Genomic DNA, 22035 nt, shown 5'->3' with positions numbered 1-22035 from the left:
GAGCGAACTGCAGCGTGTCATGGAGGTGAATGAAAATCGAAACAAAATACAATATCGTAAAACAAGCGATTATGTCTAAAATACTTGACGGCACCTTCCGACCTCATCAAAAGATTTATTCAGAAAGTGAATTGATGAAACAATTTGAAGTCAGTCGACATACAGTTCGCGTTGCCATTGGAGAGCTCGTAACACAAGGATGGTTATATCGAGAGCAAGGTGCGGGTACGTTTTGTGTAGATCGGTCTATAGATGAAGTAAGTACGAATGTAAGTAATCAAAAGAATATAGCAATTATTACGACGTCCATTTCCGATTATATTTTTCCTTCCATCATCAGAGGAGCAGAATCCTATTTAAGTCAGTACGGGTATCATGTTAGTTTGTTTAGTACGAATAATAATCACGACAGCGAGCAAAGGGCTCTAAAAAAAATCTTAACACAGCGTTTTGATGGGGTTATTATCGAACCAACGAAAAGTGCATTATTTAATCCAAATATTAATTATTATTTAAATCTGGAAAGACAAAATATCCCCTATATTATGATCAATGCTTTTTATGATGAATTAGATCCCCTTAGCATCACGATGGATGATGAAAAGGGTGGGTATGTTCAAACAGAGCATCTCATTGAATTGGGACATACCAATATTATCGGTTTCTTTAAAACGGATGATATACAAGGTAATAAACGGATGAAGGGATTTCTTAAAGCACACCGTGAGCATGGTATAACCTTTGACCCTAATAATATTGTAACCTATTGTTCCGAAGAGAAAGCGACGAAACCTGTTGAAATTTTGCGGGACAAGTTAACCATAGATGGTGACGTACCAACTGCTATTGTCTGTTATAATGATGAACTAGCAATTAGACTACTTGATGTTATTCGAGAAAAAAATCTTCAAGTTCCTGAAGATATTTCGATTGTTGGATTTGACGATTCTTTTATGGCCAATGTCACGGAAGTTAAATTGACGACAATTCAACATCCCAAGAGCAAGATGGGTGAAAGTGCTGCAAAGATGATATTAGATATAATCAAAGTAGTAACGAGCTCACACAAAAAAGCAAGGGATACAGGTGCATCCAGCGTCATTGATCCAGAATTAATTATTCGAGATTCTACTAAACAATATTTGTAGGTACTAGGTACCTGTCGAGAGGCTCGAAACGGTTTCTACCCCTCAAGCCACGCCCCCCAGTTCTTCTCTTTCAGGTGCTGTCTTCGCTTTTCATGGATAAACAAAAGCGATAAAGTCCCGTAATAATACTGATGAAACGTCGTTTTAATCCGGCGTTTTTTGTATTGAAAGCGGTCAGTTTAATAGCTTTTACAAAGGTCACAAGTTCGGTTGCACATACGGGTGCCTGTCTCCCACTACGTTAATTTCGCTTATTTCCAGCTAATTGAGTACATTTTAGAGCTTGGGGTAATAGTATACATTAGCTATCAGATAACCAACTTTTAAATAACGGGCTATAGGTGGATTAAATGGCTATATTGGTCAAGTTCACAAATAGAGCATTGATTTTGTAGACGCATGGGAGAAATGTGACTAATGTATGTATGAATCTATATCTAGCGTATTCATTACTGTGGAGAGAATAGGAGACAATGATGCTTAAATATATTATTTTCGATTTTGATGGAACGCTAGCTGATTCCAGAAATGTTTTCATCTCTGCATGGAACAGCTTAGCGGACAAACATCAGTATCGAAAGATTAAACGTGAGGAATGGAACTCACTTAGAAAGCTACCGATCCTTGAAAGAATCAAGTGTTTGAACTTCCCGATCTTTAAAACGCCACTCATCATTCCAGACTTCTATCGTTTCTATCGAAAATATGCAAAGGAGATCAACTTGTATCCTGGAATAAAAGAAATGCTGGATACATTGGAGAGAGAAGGTCACAAACTTGCGATTATTTCCTCTAATTCTGAGGATGTGATTAAAGAGGTATTACGACGAAATTATGTTCGAAATATATCAGAGATTTTGAGTTCAAATCTAATATTTGGCAAAGATCAATTGATTCGTAAATTTCTTAAGGAAAATCATCTAGGGGCATCGGAAGTTATATATGTGGGTGATGAGCAACGCGACATTTTGGCGTGCAAGACAACTGGAGTCAAAATCATCTGGGTAAGTTGGGGTTATGATGCAAAAGAGCTTGTGCAGTCACAACAGCCGGATTGCCTTGTGGATTCACCGGAGGAGATACTGGAAGTTCTTTTTCAAAAATAATGAAATGGTTCCTAACTTCTAATATGTTATAGTGCAGGGGCAGGAACTTAATCCAATAGATTAACGGACAGAGGACAGACTGGGACGAGGGACCTGTCCCTTGTGCTATAATGAATAAAGATGAAAAAAAATTAATAGGCAATGATGGCGGTGAACAGAAAGTGAAAAAATTAACTGTTGCAGACTTGGTAGAGAAATTTTCATTGAAAGTATTGACTGGTGAGGATCAGTTACAAAAAAATATAACCCAATCACATGCGCATCGTCCCGGTTTGGAGTTCGTTGGCCATTTTGATTTTTTTCCGACGGAACGAGTTCAAATATTAGGAAGAAAAGAAATTAACTATTTGCATAAGCTAAGCCATGAGGAACGAAGAATCAGGATTGGCAATATTGTTCATTATCACCCACCATGTTTTATCGTTACGGCTGGTGAAGAAGGACTTACATATTTAACGCATTATTGTAAAGAAGAAGGCATCCCTTTATTAGTAACAAACACAGTAGAAACAACATCTGAATTTATTATTATGTTGGATGCCTACTTGCTGAAAAATTTGGCACCGCAAATTTCTATACATGGAGTTTGTGTAAATGTGTTTGGAGTTGGGATTTTACTTCGTGGTCATTCCGGAGTAGGGAAAAGTGAAATTGCACACACATTAATTGGCCGGGGACATCGTCTTGTGGCTGATGATGTCGTCGTATTAAAGAAGCTTAGTCCACGAACACTTCTAGGCACCCATGATGAACACACAAAGGAGTTTTTGGCTCTTCGGAGTATTGGACTATTAAATGTAGTACGGATGTATGGCCGAAAAGTATTCCAAGATGAAACAAGAATTTCACTCGATATTCACTTAATGAAATGGCAAAAAGATTCGTTAAATAATGAATTGGAACATGATGCTGCTTTTACAGAATATATGGGAGTAAAGGTTCCATCCATTGAAATTCAACTTCAGCCTGGACGTGACGTAGCAGGACTAATTGAAGCTGCGGCAAATAACTGGTATTTAAGGCAGCAAGGATACAGCGCTGCAGAGGAGTTTATGAGCAGGATTGAGGCGGATTTGTCGAATGCAAGAGATGAATGAATTGAGTAAGATAGGTGCCAGATCCCAGTGCTTTAAAGCACCTGGGGGTCTGGCACTGTTTTTATGAAGCATTAGAGAAATACGGAATGGAACCATTTCTTTAAATCCTACATAGCATTAAATTCTACTAAATTCTATATAAAGCGAATTCGTAGTTCCTTAGGCGTGTCTGGATGAAAACGAAAAAATTGAATTTCTTCTTCCGTAAGTTCCGTATATTTCTGAATAATAGTGCGCTTGTTGCTATTAACCTGCTCAAACACAAACGTAATACAACTATGCTTATCAACAGACCTTGAATTTGGACTTGTTGCCGGTTACAGGAGAAGTGGTTAGGCGATCCCCTTGTGTGATGAGCATGGAGTCTGAAGCAATTATGGGAAAGAAGCAAGAACCGTCCCTTTGTTTTCGTCGGATTGAGGCGGTGGGACAGTGAACCTGTCCCCTTTCCCCCCTTTTTGATATAATAGTAGAATCTGATCGAATTGGTATATTTAAATATAACAAAAACAATGAAAATATAAATTACCGTTATAATTTCGATTTGAGTTTTCTCTTATAGTGTAAGTGTGTAATCGCAATCTTTTCTATGTAAAACAATGATGAATTTTGGAAGGGGATACATAATAGTGAACTCAAAATATTTAGATTTGTTGGCCCAAAAATATGATTGTGAAGAAAAAGTGGTCACTGAAATTATTAATCTGGAAGCCATCCTTAATCTACCAAAGGGAACAGAACATTTTGTTAGTGATTTACACGGGGAGTATCAAGCCTTTCAGCATGTGTTAAGAAATGGTTCGGGGAATGTAAAAGGGAAAATAGAAGATCTTTATAAAAAGTTATTAACTGAAAAAGAGATTAAAGAATTTGCAACATTAGTTTATTATCCTGAAGAAAAAATAAAGTTAATTAAGAATGATTTTGACAATGAAAGAGAATTACATCAATGGTACACAGTAATCATTGAGCGTATGATTAATCTTGTTTCTTATGCCTCTTCTAAATATACGCGCTCGAAATTACGGAAAGCATTGCCTGATCAGTTTGTTTATATTATAGAAGAACTTCTATACAAAACGGATGAATTTACAAATAAGGAACCTTATTACACAAAAATTGTCCAGCAAATTATTTCCTTAGGTCAAGCTGATAAGCTCATTATAGGTCTTGCTTATACCACTCAGCAGTTGGTTGTAGACCATCTTCATGTAGTGGGAGATATTTATGATCGCGGACCAGAACCCGACAAAATTATGGATACTCTTATCAATTATCATTCTGTTGACATTCAGTGGGGGAATCATGATGTCCTATGGTTAGGGGCCTTTGCTGGATCCAAGGTTTGTCTCGCTAACATTATTCGAATCTGCGCTCGGTACGATAATTTGGATATTATTGAAGATGTGTATGGAATCAATCTAAGGCCACTTCTTAATCTTGCGGAAAAATACTATGACGACAATCCAGTCTTTAGACCAAAAAGACATTCAGATGAAAAAGTATCTGAGGAAGAACAATTACAAATTACGAAAATTCATCAAGCCATTGCCATGATTCAGTTCAAACTTGAAAGCCCAATTATAAAGAGACGCCCGTACTTTAAGATGTCAGAAAGGCTTTTGCTTGAGAAAATTGATTATGACAGAAATGAAATAACGATTCATGGGGAAACATATCCACTAGAAAATACTTGCTTTGCAACGGTTAATCAGGAACAACCCGATCAACTGTTGGAGGAAGAAGCACAAGTGATGGACAAACTGTTATTTTCTGTCCAGCATTCGGAAAAGCTGGCTAGACACATGAATTTTCTTATGAAAAAAGGCAGTCTCTATTTAAAGTATAACGGAAACTTATTAATACACGGATGTATTCCTTTAGATGAAGAAGGAAATATGGAAAAAATGGTCATTGAAAATAAAACCTATGCCGGTCGTGATTTACTTGATACGTTTGAACGTTATTTACGACATGCTTTTGCACATCCTGAAGAGACAGATGATCTTGCGAAAGATATGGTCTGGTATTTATGGTCAGGAGAATATTCATCACTCTTTGGGAAAAGAGAAATGACGACCTTTGAAAGGTATTTCATTAAGGATAAAAAAACCCATAAAGAGAGAAAGAATCCATACTACCATTTACGTGAAAATGAGGAAACCTGCCGCAAAATCCTAACAGAATTTGATCTTAATCCTGATCAAGGTCATATCATTAATGGCCATACACCCGTTAAAGAAATTGAGGGTGAAAATCCAATTAAGGCAAATGGAAAGATGATTGTCATTGATGGAGGCTTTTCCAAGGCTTATCAATCAACAACAGGGATTGCTGGATATACTTTATTATATAATTCCTTTGGTATGCAGCTTGTCGCCCATACACATTTTAATTCAAAAGAAGATGTTCTACTAAATGGAACTGATGTTTTATCAGTAAAAAGATTGGTGGATAAAGAACTAGAAAGAAAAAAGGTTCTAGAAACGAATGTTGGAGAGGAAATTCTGCAAGAAGTCTCTATTTTGAATAGTCTGATGGAATACCGCTATATGAAATGATACCAATCATACAATCTAATAGATTCTATCTTATATAATAATGGTAATTATCGAGCGATTTAAAGCATTAATCTAGGAAATGGCTTTGATGAAGGCACACAAATTGATCGACATTGCTCTGTGGGTGAAGGATCTGTCATAGATTAATAAGATGCAGGTTGGAAAAGACTGTTTTAAGAGTAGGCTGGTCCTGTACCCGTTTAGTAGAGCGGGAGCAGGACCTTTTTATCCTAATTTGTAGAGAGTGGAGTATCAGTATCTTACTTTTGTTATGGACCGGTTTTTATTTTAGAGTCCTATATGTTCCTTGAATCTACTTTTATAGCAGAATTAATTTTTAAATACATGTTGTCCAATAACAACGGCTGTTTCTCTAGAATCTAGCCAACGATTTGTTGCTATGTCTGGGTTGTAAAAGAATAATGACTCTTCCGTTATATTTCTCATGTCTGATAAAACCGCATCAACTGCTTCGATTGACTCCTCATCAGCTGGTTTATTGATTTGACCATTGGCAACAGGTTGAAATTGTCCAGGCTCATAAATGACTTCTTTTATCGTATCAGGAAATTGAGGGCTTTCTACTCTATTTAAGACAACATCAGCTACTGCAACTTTTCCTTCAAAAGGTTCTGATTGAGCTTCGGCTCTTACAATTCTAGCAAGGAGATCTAGTTCTTTTTCTGAAACAGATTCATTGATAGAGGTGCTTTTTTCACTTTTTGGTTCAGGAGAGGGGTTCTTTTTATGTAAATTAATATTAATATGCTGACCGACATAAATAAGATCAAGATTTGTAATTTGTGGATTAGCTTTCGATAATTCGCTTAATGTCAATCCATTGTCTTGTGCGATTTCCATCATGGTGTCCCCTTTTTGAACGGTATAAGCAAAAGTAGGTGTCACAAAACATAGAGCTGCTAGTAGAGTTAGTACGAAAATTAGCTTGTTCATATTGTTTTCCTCCTAGTAAAGATCGAATAGTAACTTACATAATTCTATCCCTATGAGTTCATAAAAAAGAATAGTATTACAATATGTTTACATAGAGGTTACAAGCGAGAGAATGAGATAAAGATTGGGTTCGGATTTACCGGAAGAGATACTAGTAGTTGTTTTTTAAAGACAAAGAAAAGGTTCCCGATTTCCAATATTTTAAAGTGCTAGTGGAACGAGGGACATGTACCCTTGTGCCTATAATTGGGAGAAAGTGGTCTTTGATTATCATATAGTTTCGTTTCATTGCTTCGGAAAAAGCGATAAAATAGAAATATAGCACTTTGTCGAAAAATGATAGATAGCAACAAATTGGAGGCACGGAAATGATCGATCAATCAATTATTAACTTTATTGAACGACATGTTCTTAAAAAAGGGGAAGAATTACATTTTAATAGTACGACGAAGGAAGCGTCTCCTTTTGTGGAAGTAGGAATTGTAAAGAAAACAGCGAGAACGTACAGGAAAATTGGAGAATTAATGTTCTCTCCAAATAGTAATACATCTAATTGTGATTCGATCGATCCAATTCTTGAAAAAATGAAATTAACACCCAAAAAGAAGATACAACTAAATGAGTATGATAAAACAACTCTTCAATGGCTTGATCTAGGGTGGATTATGAAAGAAGTACGTTTTCAAAAGGATGAAAAAACGATTCAATCTAGTGACTATCGAATGGGTTATAAACTATTTGCTTATTTGGAAGATATTTCGAATCAAGATAGAAGTGCTAGTGTGGAAGAACTTCACCTATGGAATGAAAAAGCGAATAAGATTTTACAAACGAAGATTGCTACTCAGGTTACTAAACGTAAGGAAGCTATTCATTTATTAGAAGAGTCAATAGTTTCACTGATACATGAGGACATAGATGCATTGAAACTAACACATGTTTTTCCAAATAAATGGGATTTTAAAAAGCGGTTGAAGTTTCTCCATTTTACTACGGCTACGCTACAACTCTCTAAGCAAAAGGATAATTTTGATTGGAAAGAAGTGGGGGCAAGTTATTATAAAGAAATTGGTGGTTCAAAAGTCTTTGATACGAACAAAGAAGAGTTTATTGGACAGTTGGAAGAATGGGCTGAATGTCCAGTAGTGAATCTCGGTCTAACTAGTCTCGGAAAAATAACACCACTTTATTTTTCAGGAGACGTGAGAGGTGTTTTCTCTTCGTATTCTTACGGTCCAGTGCATAGCTTAACAGACTTATCGATTGTAGAAGATAACTATCAAACTAGTGCAACCACATTATGGCTTGTAGAAAATAGAGGAATCTTAACGAGGGTAGCTTCTGAAAAGGGGTTTCTCAAGGCAACGAACACGCTAGTCATTTGTGTGGATGGGCATTTACGCAACTCTCACCGGCGATGTATCCAACAGTTACTGACGAACAGTTCTCTTAAACAGGTGATTATTTGGTGTGACTATGATAAGGACGGACTGCAAATCACCAAGGAGCTGTATCAAGCATGTTCAACCGCCCCTAATATGGAGTTTAAATGGATCACTCACAGAAAAATGATTATTAGAGAGATACATGAATTTGAAAAATATATGGAGGTCCTATTGGAACAACAATCACTTGAACAAGAGCAAGTGCTGGGAGGAAAGGAGGACTGGCTGAAATGGATCAATCATTAACTTCTATTTTTACTGCGAATGAATCGGAGCCAGAGGTATCTCAGTCTATGAGAGACATTGCTTCGTTAGCAGGTGTTCTAAAAGACTTAGGTTCCCAAGATGCGTTTCAGTCACCAGGAGAAATTCTGCGCTTTTTAAGGATTATCCAACTCATTAACGAAGAGGCACTTGGGCTTGATGACCCTATCGAAAATGAAGAAACTGTTTTTTATCGATACCAAAATAGGTTTACAGATGAACATCCACCTTCAAAAAAGAGAGTGGAGCAAGTCATTCGAATTTTAATTAACAACAATTGGATGTCCAAGCAGTCTAAACAACTTAAAATGAGGGATCTAGGGAAACGAATGATGGATATGCTAATACGTCTCGCGAATGATTCCCTCGCTTATTATAAGCATGATGACATTGGCCGGTCTCTGTTTCAGGCAAGAAGAGATGCAGAGCTGAGTGAAGCCTATGACGACAAAGGAATATCAGGTGGGAATAAAATTGCAAGTATCATTCGAAACGTGGAAAATGCTATTCAATTAATGAAAGAACGAGAACTTGAAATGTTAGCTGATCGGAATGCTTTGCCACAACTTGAGTTGATCCATGGACTGATGGAAGATTTAGATGTGAAACTGAAAGACCGTTTTCGCCAATTCCAAACAGTGGAGGAAAGTCTAGTATTAACGAATCTTATGCAGAAGGGGACAGCGGTACTAGCAGAAGGAACCAACTTAAGTTTAGGGATGATAAATAAGTTTCTGAAATTTACACATATGCAAGAAACACCTCTATCCTCAAATATTCAACCTGAAAAAGTGAGGGATTTTATTACGAAAATGTTTGCACCTCCTTTACATTCTGACGTTCCCAATGCGCATCACCTCCTTAGTTTTATGGAACAAAATCAATATGAAGATGAAGCCATTGACGGGTTATGGATTCCTGTGAAATTCGCTGCGCCACTATCTCCAATAGCCATTGACGAAGGGATACATTATCTCGAAACGTATGAACCGATTGAAGCTCCGATGGAAGAGGTAGAGGAGGAAGTAGTTTACTCATCAGAGGAAATATCTGAAGATGATGTGGAAGAATTATTGAATAATGCAAATTGGTTAATGATGAAGGAAATGATAGAGACAGAAAAAATCGAAAAGTACATTGAGGAACAAGAAGAGGCACCAATGGAGCAAGTGGTGATTGAAGCCACCTCAACAAAGTGGAGTGATGCTATTAATGCGATGACGGCCATTTCTGCATTAGTCGGGAATAAGAAAGTAGCGATCACCAAAGGGGAGCAGGGAACAAAATCCCCATTATATGATAGAAATTGGGAGTGGATGAATGATGCAGACAGATCCAAAGTCGTCAGTAAACGAAAAAACAGAAAAAAAACAGAATGATGAAAGGTCTGTTCGTGAGGGAAATGGCGAGACGAATGTTAATCCGCTCAATGTGATGCAATCGTTAAAAGGTGTATTATCAGAGAGGGAAGAACTAGCATTCATGAATATACTGTTTTCTTCTTCTGCTTCTATCCGAGGTGGAAATTTTGGCTTATCTAGAAAAGAAGTGGAAAAGCAACTAGAAATTCAAGGTGACGACAAAGAATTTTATTCCTTTATTACAAGAGTAAATCAAGCTGTGAGCCGGTATTTCAAAGTGATCTATGATGAACGCCGAGATCAAGTCATTGTGTTAATGCGAGTGCCAGCTAGGGCGGCGCGAAACACGTTAACAAAAGAGAGCTTAGTTATTCTTTTCTATATGTTTTATCAGCAAGAAGTCTTGCAGCATGAGTTTACTTTATTTGATCAACTTTTAAATGCTTTTGGGCACGAGTCTACGAAGGCAAATCAACGTATTTTAGTGAATCTTGATCCCTTGAAGAAAATTGGTGCTATCGAAGACTTCGAAACCTCCTCTCATGAAAAAGCCTATGTATTAACTGCGATTGGTGTACACCTGTTTTCGGATTCGTTTTTACGAAGATCAACGGAATTTAGTCAATCAAATCAATTAAATAAGGACGAGGTTTTAAAGTTCTTTAAACGATATAACCTTTATCAGAAAGGGGAATCTGAATGATACCGTGGCGATTAACCTTTTCAGGCATCCGGGATTACGAACCAACACAACTAAACTTGTCCGGTAAAGACAGTCATGTAATGATTACAGGACCTAATGGGGCTGGGAAGTCAACGATCACCTTCTGCATGGGGGCTGTCTTGTATTCATCGAAAGTGGACATTGAAGGGTTGAAGTCTCGAAATCTACCACAAGAACAGACGTGGAAAGGGAAGATATCCCTCCTTTTTAAAAATGAAGGAGCAATGAAGATTGATGCACCTTCCTATGTTGAATTTTCTTTGCATATTGCCCAAGAGCCAGGTCAACCCATTAAGAAAGAGTTCTTCATTTTTTCAGGAGAGGAAATTGATGAGTGGGAAACGCCGATTAAATTCACCTCAGGGGATAGGTTTAATAATTTTACTGCTTACAGAAAGGCACTTGGACAAAAATATAAAATTGACCCTGACTTATTTTATTTAATTTGGTACCAGCAGGAAGTAAATCAATTTGCAGTGATGAGCCCAGAAGAACGTTTCCGTATTTTTAGCGAAATGCACGGAATTGATCAGGTACAGCGAAATTGGGAAGAAAGCATGGAGAAGTTAAAGGATACGAAGGAAACACTAGGGTCAGCAGAGATTAATGTGAAGCACAAAAAACAATTGCTCTCCTTGTCAAAAAATGCTCTAGATCGCTTTTTAGCTAATAAAAACCGGTTAGAATCTGGTGCTAAGCTTTATATTGGATCTCTATTGCAACTAGAAGTTCATTATAAGAACGAAAAAGACCAGCTGGAAGATATAATTGAGCAAATAAGAGAAGAGATTGAAGAGGAAAAAGAAAGGGTGGCTGCTAAAAAAGAGCAACAGGAGCTAATAGAAACTGAAATTAAACAACTAAAGGCCGATAATGAATGGCTCCTTCAACAGATAGAAAAAGAAGAGACAAAAGAAAATGAATTATCTCAGAAAATCTCAGAAAATGAGTTAAAAATAAATGAGTTAGAGCAAGAACTAAAGTCCATTCTCGAAAGAAAGCAATTTATTAGGAGAACAGAACCAGAAGTTCGCGATGAATTAGACACTCTGACTATCTCCCAAAAAGAAACAAACGAGAGGTTTAAGAAAGTGCAGGATAGGCTAAGTGAAATGGATCGTCACTGGCGTTTAATCGTAGAACAGATGGCAACACTTGAACAGGTGATTAAAGGTGATAACGAAGCAGCTGTTCTTCATAAGGAAAGATTGGCAAGATATAAGAGTAGTCACGTTGTGCAGGTTGATATTGATAGGTTAGAAAATGATTTGACGACTTTTCGAAATAAGAAAATCGATATAGAAAGAAGGCTAGTTGAGTTAACGAGGGAACGAGAATTGCTAGATCAAAACCGTGATTTATCAGAAAGACAGATAGAGTCCTTACAGTTCTTTAAAGAAAAGAGAATCGAAGCTTATCCGCTCCGTGAACTAGTGGAGCTAGATGAAGAGGCAAGACTGAAAGATGAACACATGTTTGATGCGATGAAATATACGATCTTTTTTGAAGGAAAGAGCCTGAATCCACCCAATGATTTATATCATGTCCCTTTAATGAAGCTAGTTCCTAACCGGTCTGTAACTCGCTTACCCCACCTCCATTTAAAAATGAAGAGTGGAATTGGCGCAAAAGAACCTCAAGCAATGAAAGCATTATGGTGGATCGAACAGCTATTTACTCAAGGGAAAGTGAGAATGGAGAATGGAAGCTTAGTTGATTCGTTTGGTTATAGAGGGCCGCAAGAAAAAGATCGATTCATCCTAAGTGCAAAAGCTTTGATGGCAAGGAAACAAGCGGTTATGCAACAGATTGAATCAGATAAAAAAGCAAGAGAGAATCTAAATGAAAGCATAGAACATACTACAAAAATTCATCAGGAATTGAATAGTATCATTCATCGAGTAAAGGAATCGGAAGCTTTTATGACCTTGGAAGAAGAACGACGACAACGAACACAAAAATTAGAAGAAGAGACGAACAAAAAAGATGAGTTGGAGTCGGAGCAGAAATTATTGGAAGCTGAAAGAGATGCTTTAATGCGTAAGCAAGTGAAGCAAGAAAATCTCCAAAAAGAATTAAACGATGAAAAACAATTTTATAACGAATTAGGTCAAATGTCAGATAAGTATGAAGCGCTTCATAGTCTAAAGAAAAAGAATGAAAACGATACTAAGGATTTAGACCGCCAGAAGCAATTAAATAAAGATCTGGATGAGCAGCAGGAATATTTAGAGAAGAAGATTAGGCGTACGGAGCGGAAAGGAGGCACGATCCAGGATCAAATTGATTCTGAAATAGGTAGAATAAGAACGAATGAAAAACAGCTTCAAACTAAGCAAGAAGATTTAGATGTGAAAAAAGAACAAATCGTCCTATGTATTAAAGAGCTGAATGAAATGAAAGGTTTGGTCTTTGAGATTTATAATGAATGCTCAAGTGAATTGGATAGGGGAAAGCTATTAACGATTTCGCGATTGCTGCATAATAGCGATTTAGGAAAAGCTAATTTTAATAATGCACGACATGAAGACGGAATAGATCCTGAGGCAGAGGCGAACTATCAAACAATAAAAAATGAATATGATCGATTAGACAGTGAATATAAACGTACGAAAGTATTACTGGAGCAAGATACAGAGCGAGCAGAAGAGCTAAGAAATAACTTAGAGATAACGATAAACATGCGCGTTCTAGAAATCCAACAACGCTTTAAAACATACATGAACGAGTTTCAATTTGAAGGTGACATTAGTTGGGAATCTTATGAAGACCGAAGAAAACGGACACATTTTAATTTATATATTAAAGCAAGAAAAGAAGGGCATAAGGGAGCATTAGAGGATGTCAGTGTGAAAGCCCGCGGTGGGAAGGTTGGGAAGGGTGTCTCAGGTGGAGAAGAGTCACTTAGTTCTCTTCTATTTGCCTTAGCTCTCCTTCAAAATTTACAAACCACACCAGGCTTTATTGTCCTCGATGAGTTTGATAGTGCGTTAGATGAAAACAGAAAAGTAAAGGTTTTTGATTTATATGTGCAACAGTTGCAACGAAAGTTAATTATTTTAACACCAAAATCGCATGAATCAAAATACCATAGTCGTTTTTCAAAAGCTTTTATCGTCAAGCATGATCCAACCGTTCCGAAAAGTAATGTTGTGGGGATTGTTAAGACGTAAAAATAAAATAACAAAATTCCTTTTTATCACCCATTTTTGGTTCCTGTCCCCTTTTAAGCAAAATTGCCGCTTTCTCGATGGACATTATCAGTGGCTTCCGTTAAAGCAGTGGGGGACAGGACCTTTAAAAATTGAAAGAAATAAATACGAGGAGTTTGGTCTCAATAAATAAAAAGGGAAGAGCGGAAGTACATGGAGATAAAAATAAATCACAAAATGATTAAAGAAATTTGCGGTACTGTCTCCTATAAAAGAGGGGATTCTTTTTATCGCTCTAATAAAGTGACATTTAATCAGTATAGCCCTGATTTCTGTGAAGCCACCGTTAGTGGTAAGGATGATTTTCATGTCACAATTTCAAAAGGGGAAACTGGGGACATTCAGATGCAATGCAGCTGTCCGACATTAGCTAATTTTCAAAAAAGCTGTCAACATATTGCGGCCGTTTTATTAGCCATTTATGGACTACAACGGCAAGGGGAATCACTTTCAAGTGGACAAGTTGAACCATCTAATTATGGTGAGCTAACAGAAGACTTCATGTCACTATTTAAAGACGGACCTACACGAACAACTGGACAACAACTTTATTTTGAAAAAAGAGAAGTTCTTCCTGTCAGGTTTACAAGTCTTCCAGTCTTGATCGGAAGGGATCAGCACTTACTTGGAATGGAAGTAAAGATCGGGAGTACAAAAGTACAAAACATACGAGACTTTCTACAAGCTGTAAAACAAGGGAAACCAAGTGCGGTATCCCCTGCATTTACTTATGATCCAAGCATTCATTGCTTTTCAATTGAAACAGATGCAGTTATTCAACAACTTATTGGTGTCATTTGTGATGAGAATGCCTTTCTAGAAGCCAAGCCTTACGCTTCTGACGATACCGTTACGAATCAGATATTACTACTTCCACCTTCCTCATGGGAGGATCTCGTCCCAATACTCACAAAAGCTCCATTCGTTTCGCTTTTGCATAATGGTCGTACTTTTGAGAGATTCAAAATGGTGGATGGAACACCTCCTATACAGTTTACATTCGAAGAAACCGAGGGCGCTGATTATCAATTGACAATCAAAGGCTTTGAACGAATGGTCGTTTTAAACTTCTATAGCGCTGTGCTGTGTGACGGGAAAGTCTTTCAGCTAGAAGGACAGGATTGTGAACGATTATACGAATTAAAGCAAATGTTAGCGTCTCCGAGTAAGAATCACATTCCAATTCCACATGAACAAATCAATTTTTTTCTGAAAAAAATCGTACCAGGCCTGAAAAAAGTGGGTAAGGTCCAATTGTCGAAAGCATTATCTCAGGAGATGTTGAAAACACCGCTTATTGCCAAGCTATACTTGGATCGTTTGAGAAACCGATTGCTCGTAGGACTAGAGTTTCAATATGAAAATGTTATTTTTCAACCATTGGAAAGCAGAGACATTCCAAAAGGACCAATGATTTTAAGGGATTTGGAAAGAGAAGAGGAAATCCTTCAACTCATGGAGGAAAGCGGTTTTTCTAAAACAGATGGCGGTTACTTTATGCAAAATGAAGCACTTGAGTATGAATTTTTATACCATGTCGTTCCAAAGCTTCAAGCAATCGTCCAAATCTATGCAACAACGGCTGTCCGAAATCGCATCTTGAAAAAGAATCCCCATCCAAGAATTAGAGTTAAGGTCAATGAAAAAGAAAGAATAAATTGGCTGGTATTTAAGTTTGAAATGGATGGGATCGCCGACAAACAAATTAAGGAAATTTTAGCAGCACTAGAAGAGAAGCGAAAATATTACCGTCTTCAAAATGGGTCACTTCTATCTCTTGAGACGAAGGAGATGGAAGAAATTCATCGTTTTTTGAATACTGTTCCGCTTCAGGATCAAGACTTTGAAGAGAGTCTTAATATGCCTATGATTCAAGGGCTAAAATTTCTTGATTCTATTGATGATAGCCAAGTCTTTCGGGCAGACGAATCGTTTCGTCAATTTCTTGATCATCTACTTAACCCGGGAAATCTGGAATTTGAGGTGCCACATAACTTAGAGTCTGTATTACGGGACTATCAAAAGCGCGGATATCAATGGATGAAGACACTTGCGAGTTATGGTTTTGGTGGCGTTCTAGCCGATGATATGGGTCTAGGTAAAACGTTACAAAGCATTACATTCATTGTTTCTGAGCTTTCACGGATTCGAAAAAGAAGTGAGCCGGTCCTTATTGTTTGCCTGTCCTCTTTGACGTATAACTGGTTACATGAAATCATGAAATTTGCTCCTGAACTTCAAGTCGTAGTAGTAGATGGAAATAAATTGGATAGAGAACGAATACTAAAAAATACGAAAGAATTAGATGTAATGATTACGTCCTATCCTTTACTTCGTCGTGATATTAAATGGTATGAGAAGCAAACGTTTCATACTGTCTTCTTTGATGAGGCTCAGGCGTTTAAAAACCCAGTGACCCAAACAGCTCGAGTTGTTAAAAGGATCAAGGCAGACCATCGTTTCGGGCTTACAGGAACACCGGTGGAAAATTCACTTGAAGAACTTTGGTCGATTTATCATGTCGTTTTTCCGCAACTATTCCAAGGATTAAAGGAATACAGCCAACTATCCAGGAAAAAAATTGCTCTGAGAGTTCGCCCATTTTTACTTCGTAGAATAAAAGAGGATGTGCTTTTTGAGTTGCCTGAGAAAGTCGAGTCACTTGTATCAGCAGAGTTGCTACCGGAACAGAAAAAGCTCTATATGGCCTATTTAGCAAAGTTACGACACGAGACATTAAAGCATCTTGATAAGGATACACTAAGAAAGAACCGGATCAAAATATTAGCAGGATTGACCCGGTTGCGACAAATTTGTTGTCACCCTGCCCTGTTTGTAGATGACTATAAGGGAAGCTCAGCAAAATTTGAACAGCTTCTACAAATCGTTGAGGAATCAAGACTTTCTGGAAGAAGAGTGCTGATATTCTCCCAATTCACGAAAATGCTTGAGCTGATAGGGACAGAGCTTACAATGAGAGGTCAAACCTATTTCTATCTTGATGGACAAACTCCTTCAGAGGAACGATTGGATCTCTGCAACCGATTTAATGATGGTGAGAGAGAGTTGTTTCTTATTTCCTTAAAAGCAGGAGGAACAGGACTGAATCTAACAGGTGCAGATACGGTCATCTTATATGATCTCTGGTGGAATCCGGCGGTCGAGGAGCAAGCTGCAGACCGAGCTCACAGAATGGGACAGAAAAAAAGTGTGAAAGTGATAAAGCTAGTTGCCCGTGGCACCATTGAAGAAAAGATAAATGAGCTCCAAGAAAAAAAGAGAGATCTCATTGCAGAGATTGTGGATTCAGAAGAACAAGCATCAGCTGTATTAACAGAAGAGGATATTCGTGAGATTATAATGGGATAAGATGGACACGTGGGCAGGTTCCGTGTCCAGTTAATATTTTGAAACATGTATCAAGGTAAAAAACAATTTTTGCGAATCAAGTTCAGACGTGATAATTAAAGATTAGTAGATACGAAAAGTAAATGGACATTAGGGCCAAACAGTGTCACACTTTTTGGGAAAAGGGTCAAGAAACCTCTCTCATATGGACATAGTGTTTGCATTTCCGTTTCTATCCTTTTATCATGAAAGTAAAATGAGATTCATAAGACTATAGGATCTTATGCATTTAAATAGAAAGGATGGATAATTTGAAAGTTCTTATTGTTGGGGCAAATGGTCAAATTGGAAAACATCTTGTGTCGTTTATTCAGGATAGTGATCGTCTGGAAGCGAGGGCAATGATTCGGAATCAAGAACAAGCTTCTTTTTTTGAAAACTTAGGTGCGGAAACTGTAGTGGTTGATCTTGAAGGAGATATTGAATCCATTGCAAAGGCAGCTGAAGGAGTCGATGCAATTGTATTTACCGCAGGCTCTGGGCCGCACACAGGGAAAGATAAAACGATAATGGTAGATTTGGATGGTGCTGTGAAAACAATCGAGGCGGCCAAAGTTGCTGGTGTGAAGCGGTTTATCATGATAAGTTCGTTTGACACGAGGCGTGAAGCAATCCTCGCAGCATCTCCTTCGTTTGCACCATATGTGGTAGCAAAGTATTATGCCGATGAATGGTTGAGAGGAACGGATTTAGATTATACAATCATCCATCCAGGCGCGCTCACAAATGATGAAGGAACGAATCTGATCCAAGCGGGCTTCGATCTAGAAATAGGTGAGATACCTAGAGAAGACGTAGCAAGTGTAATTGTTGCTAGCTTAGAAAATGACATAACGATTGGAAAGGAATTCCAGGTATTGGGAGGAACGAAGGCTGTAAATGACGCCATACAATCTATATAAAAATTTAGTTAAACGAAAGACCATTTTGCTAAAGAGGTGAATGGTCTTTTTTATGTGATTGTCACAGTTGAAACGCTGGTTTAGAAAACGGTACTTAAATATTACATTTAACGATGAAATCATGCCGTATGTTTTGGTATATTAAGTATATAAGATCCTTTTGAAAAGGCAATAAAGGAGTATATTAGGACAATTATCGACAAGTTAATCTAGGTAAGTACACAAACATGGCTGTTCTTAATCAACCAAGTGCGGCAGGAACTTTTCAATTTTATTCTCGGGGGTCTAAACATGTTGTGGTACCTGTCATTTGTCGAAGTCGACAAATGACAGGTTTTTTTTAGAAAAATGATGGTCTCATGTCTGAGTGGACAGAAGAAGAAGCTGTTCCATTTATGAAGCAAGGAGGCGGTTCTTGTGTTTTTTTAATGAAAAGAGGCAAGAAATTCGTCCTTTTGCTAGCTGGTCCTGTCCCCGGTACTAGAGCTTAGCATTTAGAGTAGCTGCCCGCACCTACAATAATTAACAAAATAAACAAGACTACAATTAGAATGAAACTATCGTAGCAGCGTGAAGGGGCACTATACCCCATAACTGGAGAATAATGATATGGTTGATAAGGAGAAGCTTCTCCCATAGTGAATGGCATATTTTCGGCAGCTCCCATAGTAAATGGTGCGTTAACGTTAGCTCCCATAGCAAAAGGTGCGTTTACGTTTGGATACATGTTGACACTTCCTCTCGGGTTAGTTACTTATCACTATATAATACTCGCCTACCTTGAAAATGTAGCCCGTCTACATAAAAATGGGTAGGTGTCTTGGTTCGGAGTCATAAAATCAAAAATGATTACTAGGAGAACGTCCGTTTTAATCATCGATTAAGGTTTTGATGAAGGTAAAACAGATATTGTATAAAGGATATTGAACATTGGTTATGATGGATTATGGTTTGTTGCTTTTTAAATGTGAGATATCCTCGCTGTAACATTGTCATTCTTGCTAAATGGCTAAAGTCAGGTCTAGTGATGGAATCGAGCAAATAGGCGGATTGATTACTCTGTGGTATTCTATTTTCATTTAAAAATTGTATCATTTCTTGAGCTGTCAATATTCCAATCCCATGTCCAAAAAAGGTCCCATCACCAAGAACTACAGCATTTTCCCCTCTAAACCAATAAGTTTGTGGATGAAAGTCCGGATTATTAAAATAAACAATATCACCAGGTATAAAATGATTTGTATAAATGTTGTGTAGTCCAAGATCCGAATCAGCATGCCAACTATATAAGTAGAGGTTTGGGAATATTTGATTAAATATATGGTCACCTATACTGCTTAGAATGGCATGATAAAAGATGATGACACAAGCCGTCGAACAATCAAATCCATAAAGTGAACTGTTCCTATAAATGTCTTGAATGGCATCAGAGGGCCTAATATCTTGCCTTAACAGGAATCCACCTGTTTCTGTTAAGTACCAGTACTGTGGATTGCAACGAGCATTCTCGAATACGGTAAACTCCATTTGGCTTTCATTCATGCTTATCGAACTATCTATAATGTTTTTTCGAGTTTTGATTTCAAATACAAATTCATCGAAGTAAGAATATGAATATAGGGCAGGATCTTCATACATTCGTTGTATAATCGTTCTTTCTACTCTACCAAAGTTCTCCATTTCAGTCAGTTGAAAAGGCATCCCCATAATTTGTATCATATGCTCCCCCATTTAAAACATAAATTTATGCATTATCCCTAATGTATTCGAGTTATATCTTAATAATGTTTATTGGGACAAGGGGACAGGTATGGCGTCTGAGTGACGGGGACAGTTCAAAACCTGTCCCTCCTCTGTCACTAAATCGATAAGGATTGCACTTTTATCCCTTTTCCTCAAGATATATTTTTGGTGTTCTTGTTGTAGGAGCTTTTCTTTTTTAATTGATAATAAAAAAGGAAAACAGCTTGGGATTCTTACCAATGGTGAGGAAAAACATCAAGCAATGAAAATAAAGCAACTCGGCATTAGTCGCTGGATTCCTGTAGAAAAGACTTTTATTTCTGGAACCATTGGTCATGCAAAACCGAAAAGAGAAGTGTTTGATTTTATAGAAGAGAAAATGAAGTACTGGGGGTCAGGCACCATTTTTAGCCTGTTCAAAAATGTCTGTCACATCTTCTTCCATTTGCAGATATATCAAATTATGATATATCTATAGACGAATGTATCACATTGTGATACATTTTAATTGGAACTATATTGTTATGTGATATATCTTTAAGTGACACAAAGGGGTGATGAGTTGAAAACAACAGAGCAATTAACAGATTCCATGTTTTATATTATGGCTGCCTTAACGAAGCCTAGGCATGGGTACGCAATTATGAACTTACTTGATGAAACAACAAATGGCGCGATCACGATAGGACCTGCTTCCATGTATACGATCATAAAAAAGTTATTGAAACAAGAATGGATTTATCTGCATGATGGCTCGGACTCAAGACGAAAAACATATCTACTTACCCAAAAAGGCAGAGAAGTATTAGAAGAAGATGTGAAGCTAAGAAAACAGATGATTCAATTAGCAGAAGTTGGATTAACGGAGGATGAAAAATGATGCAAACAAAGTACATTACCTCGGGTGGGTTGGCTTTTTCAGAGAAGAAGGACATGGAAAAATTGCGCAGATTTTCTTTAAATGGGTGGCATGTGAAAGGCTTCAAGTTTATGGGGTATATACTTGAAAAAGGAGAAAGCACAGACTATATCTACAGTGTAGATTGTCGTTCATTAAAAGAGGGGGAGGAAGAAGAATACTTTGATTTTTTCTCATCTGCGGGGTGGTTGCATATTGCCTCAGAAGGAAATATTCATTTATTTCGAGCGAAATCTGGTACAAAACCGATTTACAGTGACCGTGATACATTGATAGAAAAGTACGCAAATCTAAGTGGTTCTATGAAAGGACTAGCGATTCCAATCGTTTTCATAACGACTCTCGCATGGATGGGGGCAATGGTAAGCTCTGGTACATGGCAATCAGTTCTTCTTGTAATAGCTGTTATTCTTAGTGTGATTGCCATTCCCGTAGCTTGGACAGTTTGCGCAACATACAATAACAAATGGAAGGCAAAAGAAAAAAAAGGATTGGCAAACCTGGCAACAACATTACCTTTCTTTCTCCTCTTTCTAGCAGTTATCCTTTTGGTATTTGGTAATGGTTTAGGCAGTCCAGTTCACGTTTTAGTGTATATGGTAATAGGAGCAGTCGCCGTTCCAAGTGTTATTTGGGGAAGCATGTCTCTTTATCATAAACTAAATGGAAAGAAAGAGTAGGATAAGAACGATGGAAAGTACGATTAGACAAATAGAGAAGGAAGAAGCTTGGGTATTAAGGCATGATGTTATGTGGGCAGATAAACCTTTTGACGGTTAATCGAGCCAAAAGAGAGAAGAGTGGCTTTAGACTATAAAATGGACACGAACTAAAGCGGGTCTTAGCTAATATTTGAAAGAGCTCTAAGGATACAAATGAACTGTATCCTCATATCCTAAAGTGCCTGACCCCCAGTGCGTTAATGGAAGCCACTGAAAAAGTCTCGAAAGCATTTACTACTCTTTTTTTTGAGCAGTAAATGCTTTTTATTTGATTTATAATTAAGTATCAATCAAAAGCGGGTGTGTCTAATGATATTTAACCAACAATCTCTTCTTTTAAGTCCTTATTCAGCAATATACGATATGGTCGTACCAAAAGATAATATACTAATGAGAATTAACGAATTGGTTGATTTTTCCTTTGTATATGATGAATTAAAGGTTAAATATTGCCATGATAACGGCCGAG

The 22035-nt window shown here is 37.5% G+C and carries 16 protein-coding genes and 1 pseudogene; 14 read left to right on the top strand and 3 right to left on the bottom strand.

Annotation, left to right across the window (positions count from 1 at the left end):
* The first annotated feature begins 35 nt into the window (after positions 1-35).
* From SLH51_RS02340 to fbp, 4 genes are all read left to right on the top strand, one after another.
* A complete protein-coding gene (locus SLH51_RS02340) occupies positions 36-1148 on the top strand; it encodes a GntR family transcriptional regulator (RefSeq protein ID WP_335959053.1) in 1113 nt (370 codons plus the stop codon).
* 473 nt (positions 1149-1621) lie between these two features.
* Complete coding sequence (locus tag SLH51_RS02335) at positions 1622-2254, top strand: HAD-IA family hydrolase (protein WP_335958815.1); 633 nt, start codon at positions 1622-1624, stop codon at positions 2252-2254.
* 161 nt (positions 2255-2415) lie between these two features.
* Positions 2416-3351 (top strand): HPr(Ser) kinase/phosphatase, encoded by a 936-nt coding sequence (gene hprK, locus SLH51_RS02330; RefSeq protein ID WP_335959051.1) that lies wholly within the window; start codon positions 2416-2418, stop codon positions 3349-3351.
* A gap of 629 nt (positions 3352-3980) precedes the next feature.
* The gene (gene fbp, locus SLH51_RS02325) at positions 3981-5912 is read left to right on the top strand and encodes a fructose-1,6-bisphosphatase (protein ID WP_335958813.1); all 1932 of its coding nucleotides are present in this window, start codon (positions 3981-3983) and stop codon (positions 5910-5912) included.
* A 330-nt stretch (positions 5913-6242) separates the two neighbouring features.
* Here fbp and SLH51_RS02320 read toward each other — a convergent pair whose 3' ends face one another.
* Positions 6243-6866, bottom strand: coding sequence for a cell wall hydrolase (locus SLH51_RS02320; protein ID WP_335958811.1), 624 nt, complete (start codon positions 6864-6866; stop codon positions 6243-6245).
* Positions 6867-7234: 368 nt separating this feature from the next.
* On the opposite strand from SLH51_RS02320, the gene SLH51_RS02315 reads away from it, so the two are divergent.
* The 7 genes from SLH51_RS02315 (at position 7235) to SLH51_RS02285 (ending at position 18673) form a co-directional block, all read left to right on the top strand.
* Positions 7235-8557 carry a DUF2399 domain-containing protein gene (locus SLH51_RS02315; protein ID WP_335958809.1) on the top strand — a complete coding sequence of 441 codons (1323 nt, stop codon included), beginning with the start codon at positions 7235-7237 and terminating at the stop codon, positions 8555-8557.
* Positions 8542-9954 carry a hypothetical protein gene (locus tag SLH51_RS02310; RefSeq protein ID WP_335958807.1) on the top strand — a complete coding sequence of 471 codons (1413 nt, stop codon included), beginning with the start codon at positions 8542-8544 and terminating at the stop codon, positions 9952-9954. Before SLH51_RS02315 ends, SLH51_RS02310 begins: the two co-directional genes overlap by 16 nt.
* A gap of 55 nt (positions 9955-10009) precedes the next feature.
* The gene (locus SLH51_RS02305; protein ID WP_335959050.1) at positions 10010-10639 is read left to right on the top strand and encodes a hypothetical protein; all 630 of its coding nucleotides are present in this window, start codon (positions 10010-10012) and stop codon (positions 10637-10639) included.
* The gene (locus SLH51_RS02300) at positions 10636-13833 is read left to right on the top strand and encodes an AAA family ATPase (RefSeq protein WP_335958806.1); all 3198 of its coding nucleotides are present in this window, start codon (positions 10636-10638) and stop codon (positions 13831-13833) included. Before SLH51_RS02305 ends, SLH51_RS02300 begins: the two co-directional genes overlap by 4 nt.
* Positions 13834-14025: 192 nt before the next feature.
* On the top strand, positions 14026-17241 hold the full coding sequence (locus SLH51_RS02295) for a DEAD/DEAH box helicase (RefSeq protein ID WP_335958804.1): 3216 nt from the start codon (positions 14026-14028) through the stop codon (positions 17239-17241).
* 281 nt (positions 17242-17522) lie between these two features.
* Positions 17523-18182 (top strand): SDR family oxidoreductase, encoded by a 660-nt coding sequence (locus tag SLH51_RS02290; protein ID WP_335958802.1) that lies wholly within the window; start codon positions 17523-17525, stop codon positions 18180-18182.
* A 359-nt stretch (positions 18183-18541) separates the two neighbouring features.
* Positions 18542-18673, top strand: a complete 132-nt coding sequence (locus SLH51_RS02285) for a hypothetical protein (protein WP_335958801.1) — start codon at positions 18542-18544, stop codon at positions 18671-18673.
* On the opposite strand, the gene SLH51_RS02280 is transcribed toward SLH51_RS02285, so the two are convergent.
* Both SLH51_RS02280 and SLH51_RS02275 read right to left on the bottom strand, forming a co-directional pair.
* Positions 18670-18909, bottom strand: coding sequence for a YjcZ family sporulation protein (locus tag SLH51_RS02280; protein ID WP_335958800.1), 240 nt, complete (start codon positions 18907-18909; stop codon positions 18670-18672). The two genes, SLH51_RS02285 and SLH51_RS02280, sit on opposite strands and share 4 nt — an antisense overlap.
* Positions 18910-19055: 146 nt before the next feature.
* Complete coding sequence (locus SLH51_RS02275) at positions 19056-19901, bottom strand: protein-glutamine gamma-glutamyltransferase (RefSeq protein ID WP_335958799.1); 846 nt, start codon at positions 19899-19901, stop codon at positions 19056-19058.
* Positions 19902-20487: 586 nt separating this feature from the next.
* On the opposite strand from SLH51_RS02275, the gene SLH51_RS02270 reads away from it, so the two are divergent.
* From SLH51_RS02270 to SLH51_RS02260, 3 genes and pseudogenes are all read left to right on the top strand, one after another.
* A complete protein-coding gene (locus SLH51_RS02270; RefSeq protein WP_335958797.1) occupies positions 20488-20805 on the top strand; it encodes a PadR family transcriptional regulator in 318 nt (105 codons plus the stop codon).
* Positions 20802-21524, top strand: a complete 723-nt coding sequence (locus tag SLH51_RS02265) for a DUF2812 domain-containing protein (protein WP_335958795.1) — start codon at positions 20802-20804, stop codon at positions 21522-21524. Before SLH51_RS02270 ends, SLH51_RS02265 begins: the two co-directional genes overlap by 4 nt.
* A gap of 351 nt (positions 21525-21875) precedes the next feature.
* Positions 21876-22035 (top strand): annotated as a pseudogene (locus SLH51_RS02260) (IS5/IS1182 family transposase); the annotation flags it as partial.

Origin of the sequence: Halalkalibacter kiskunsagensis, assembly GCF_037027555.1 — a bacterium.
Taxonomy (GTDB): Bacteria; Bacillota; Bacilli; order Bacillales; family Bacillaceae_D; genus Halalkalibacter; species Halalkalibacter kiskunsagensis.
Note: the sequence above shows the minus strand (reverse complement) of the source record. Positions and strands in the feature narration are given on the sequence as shown.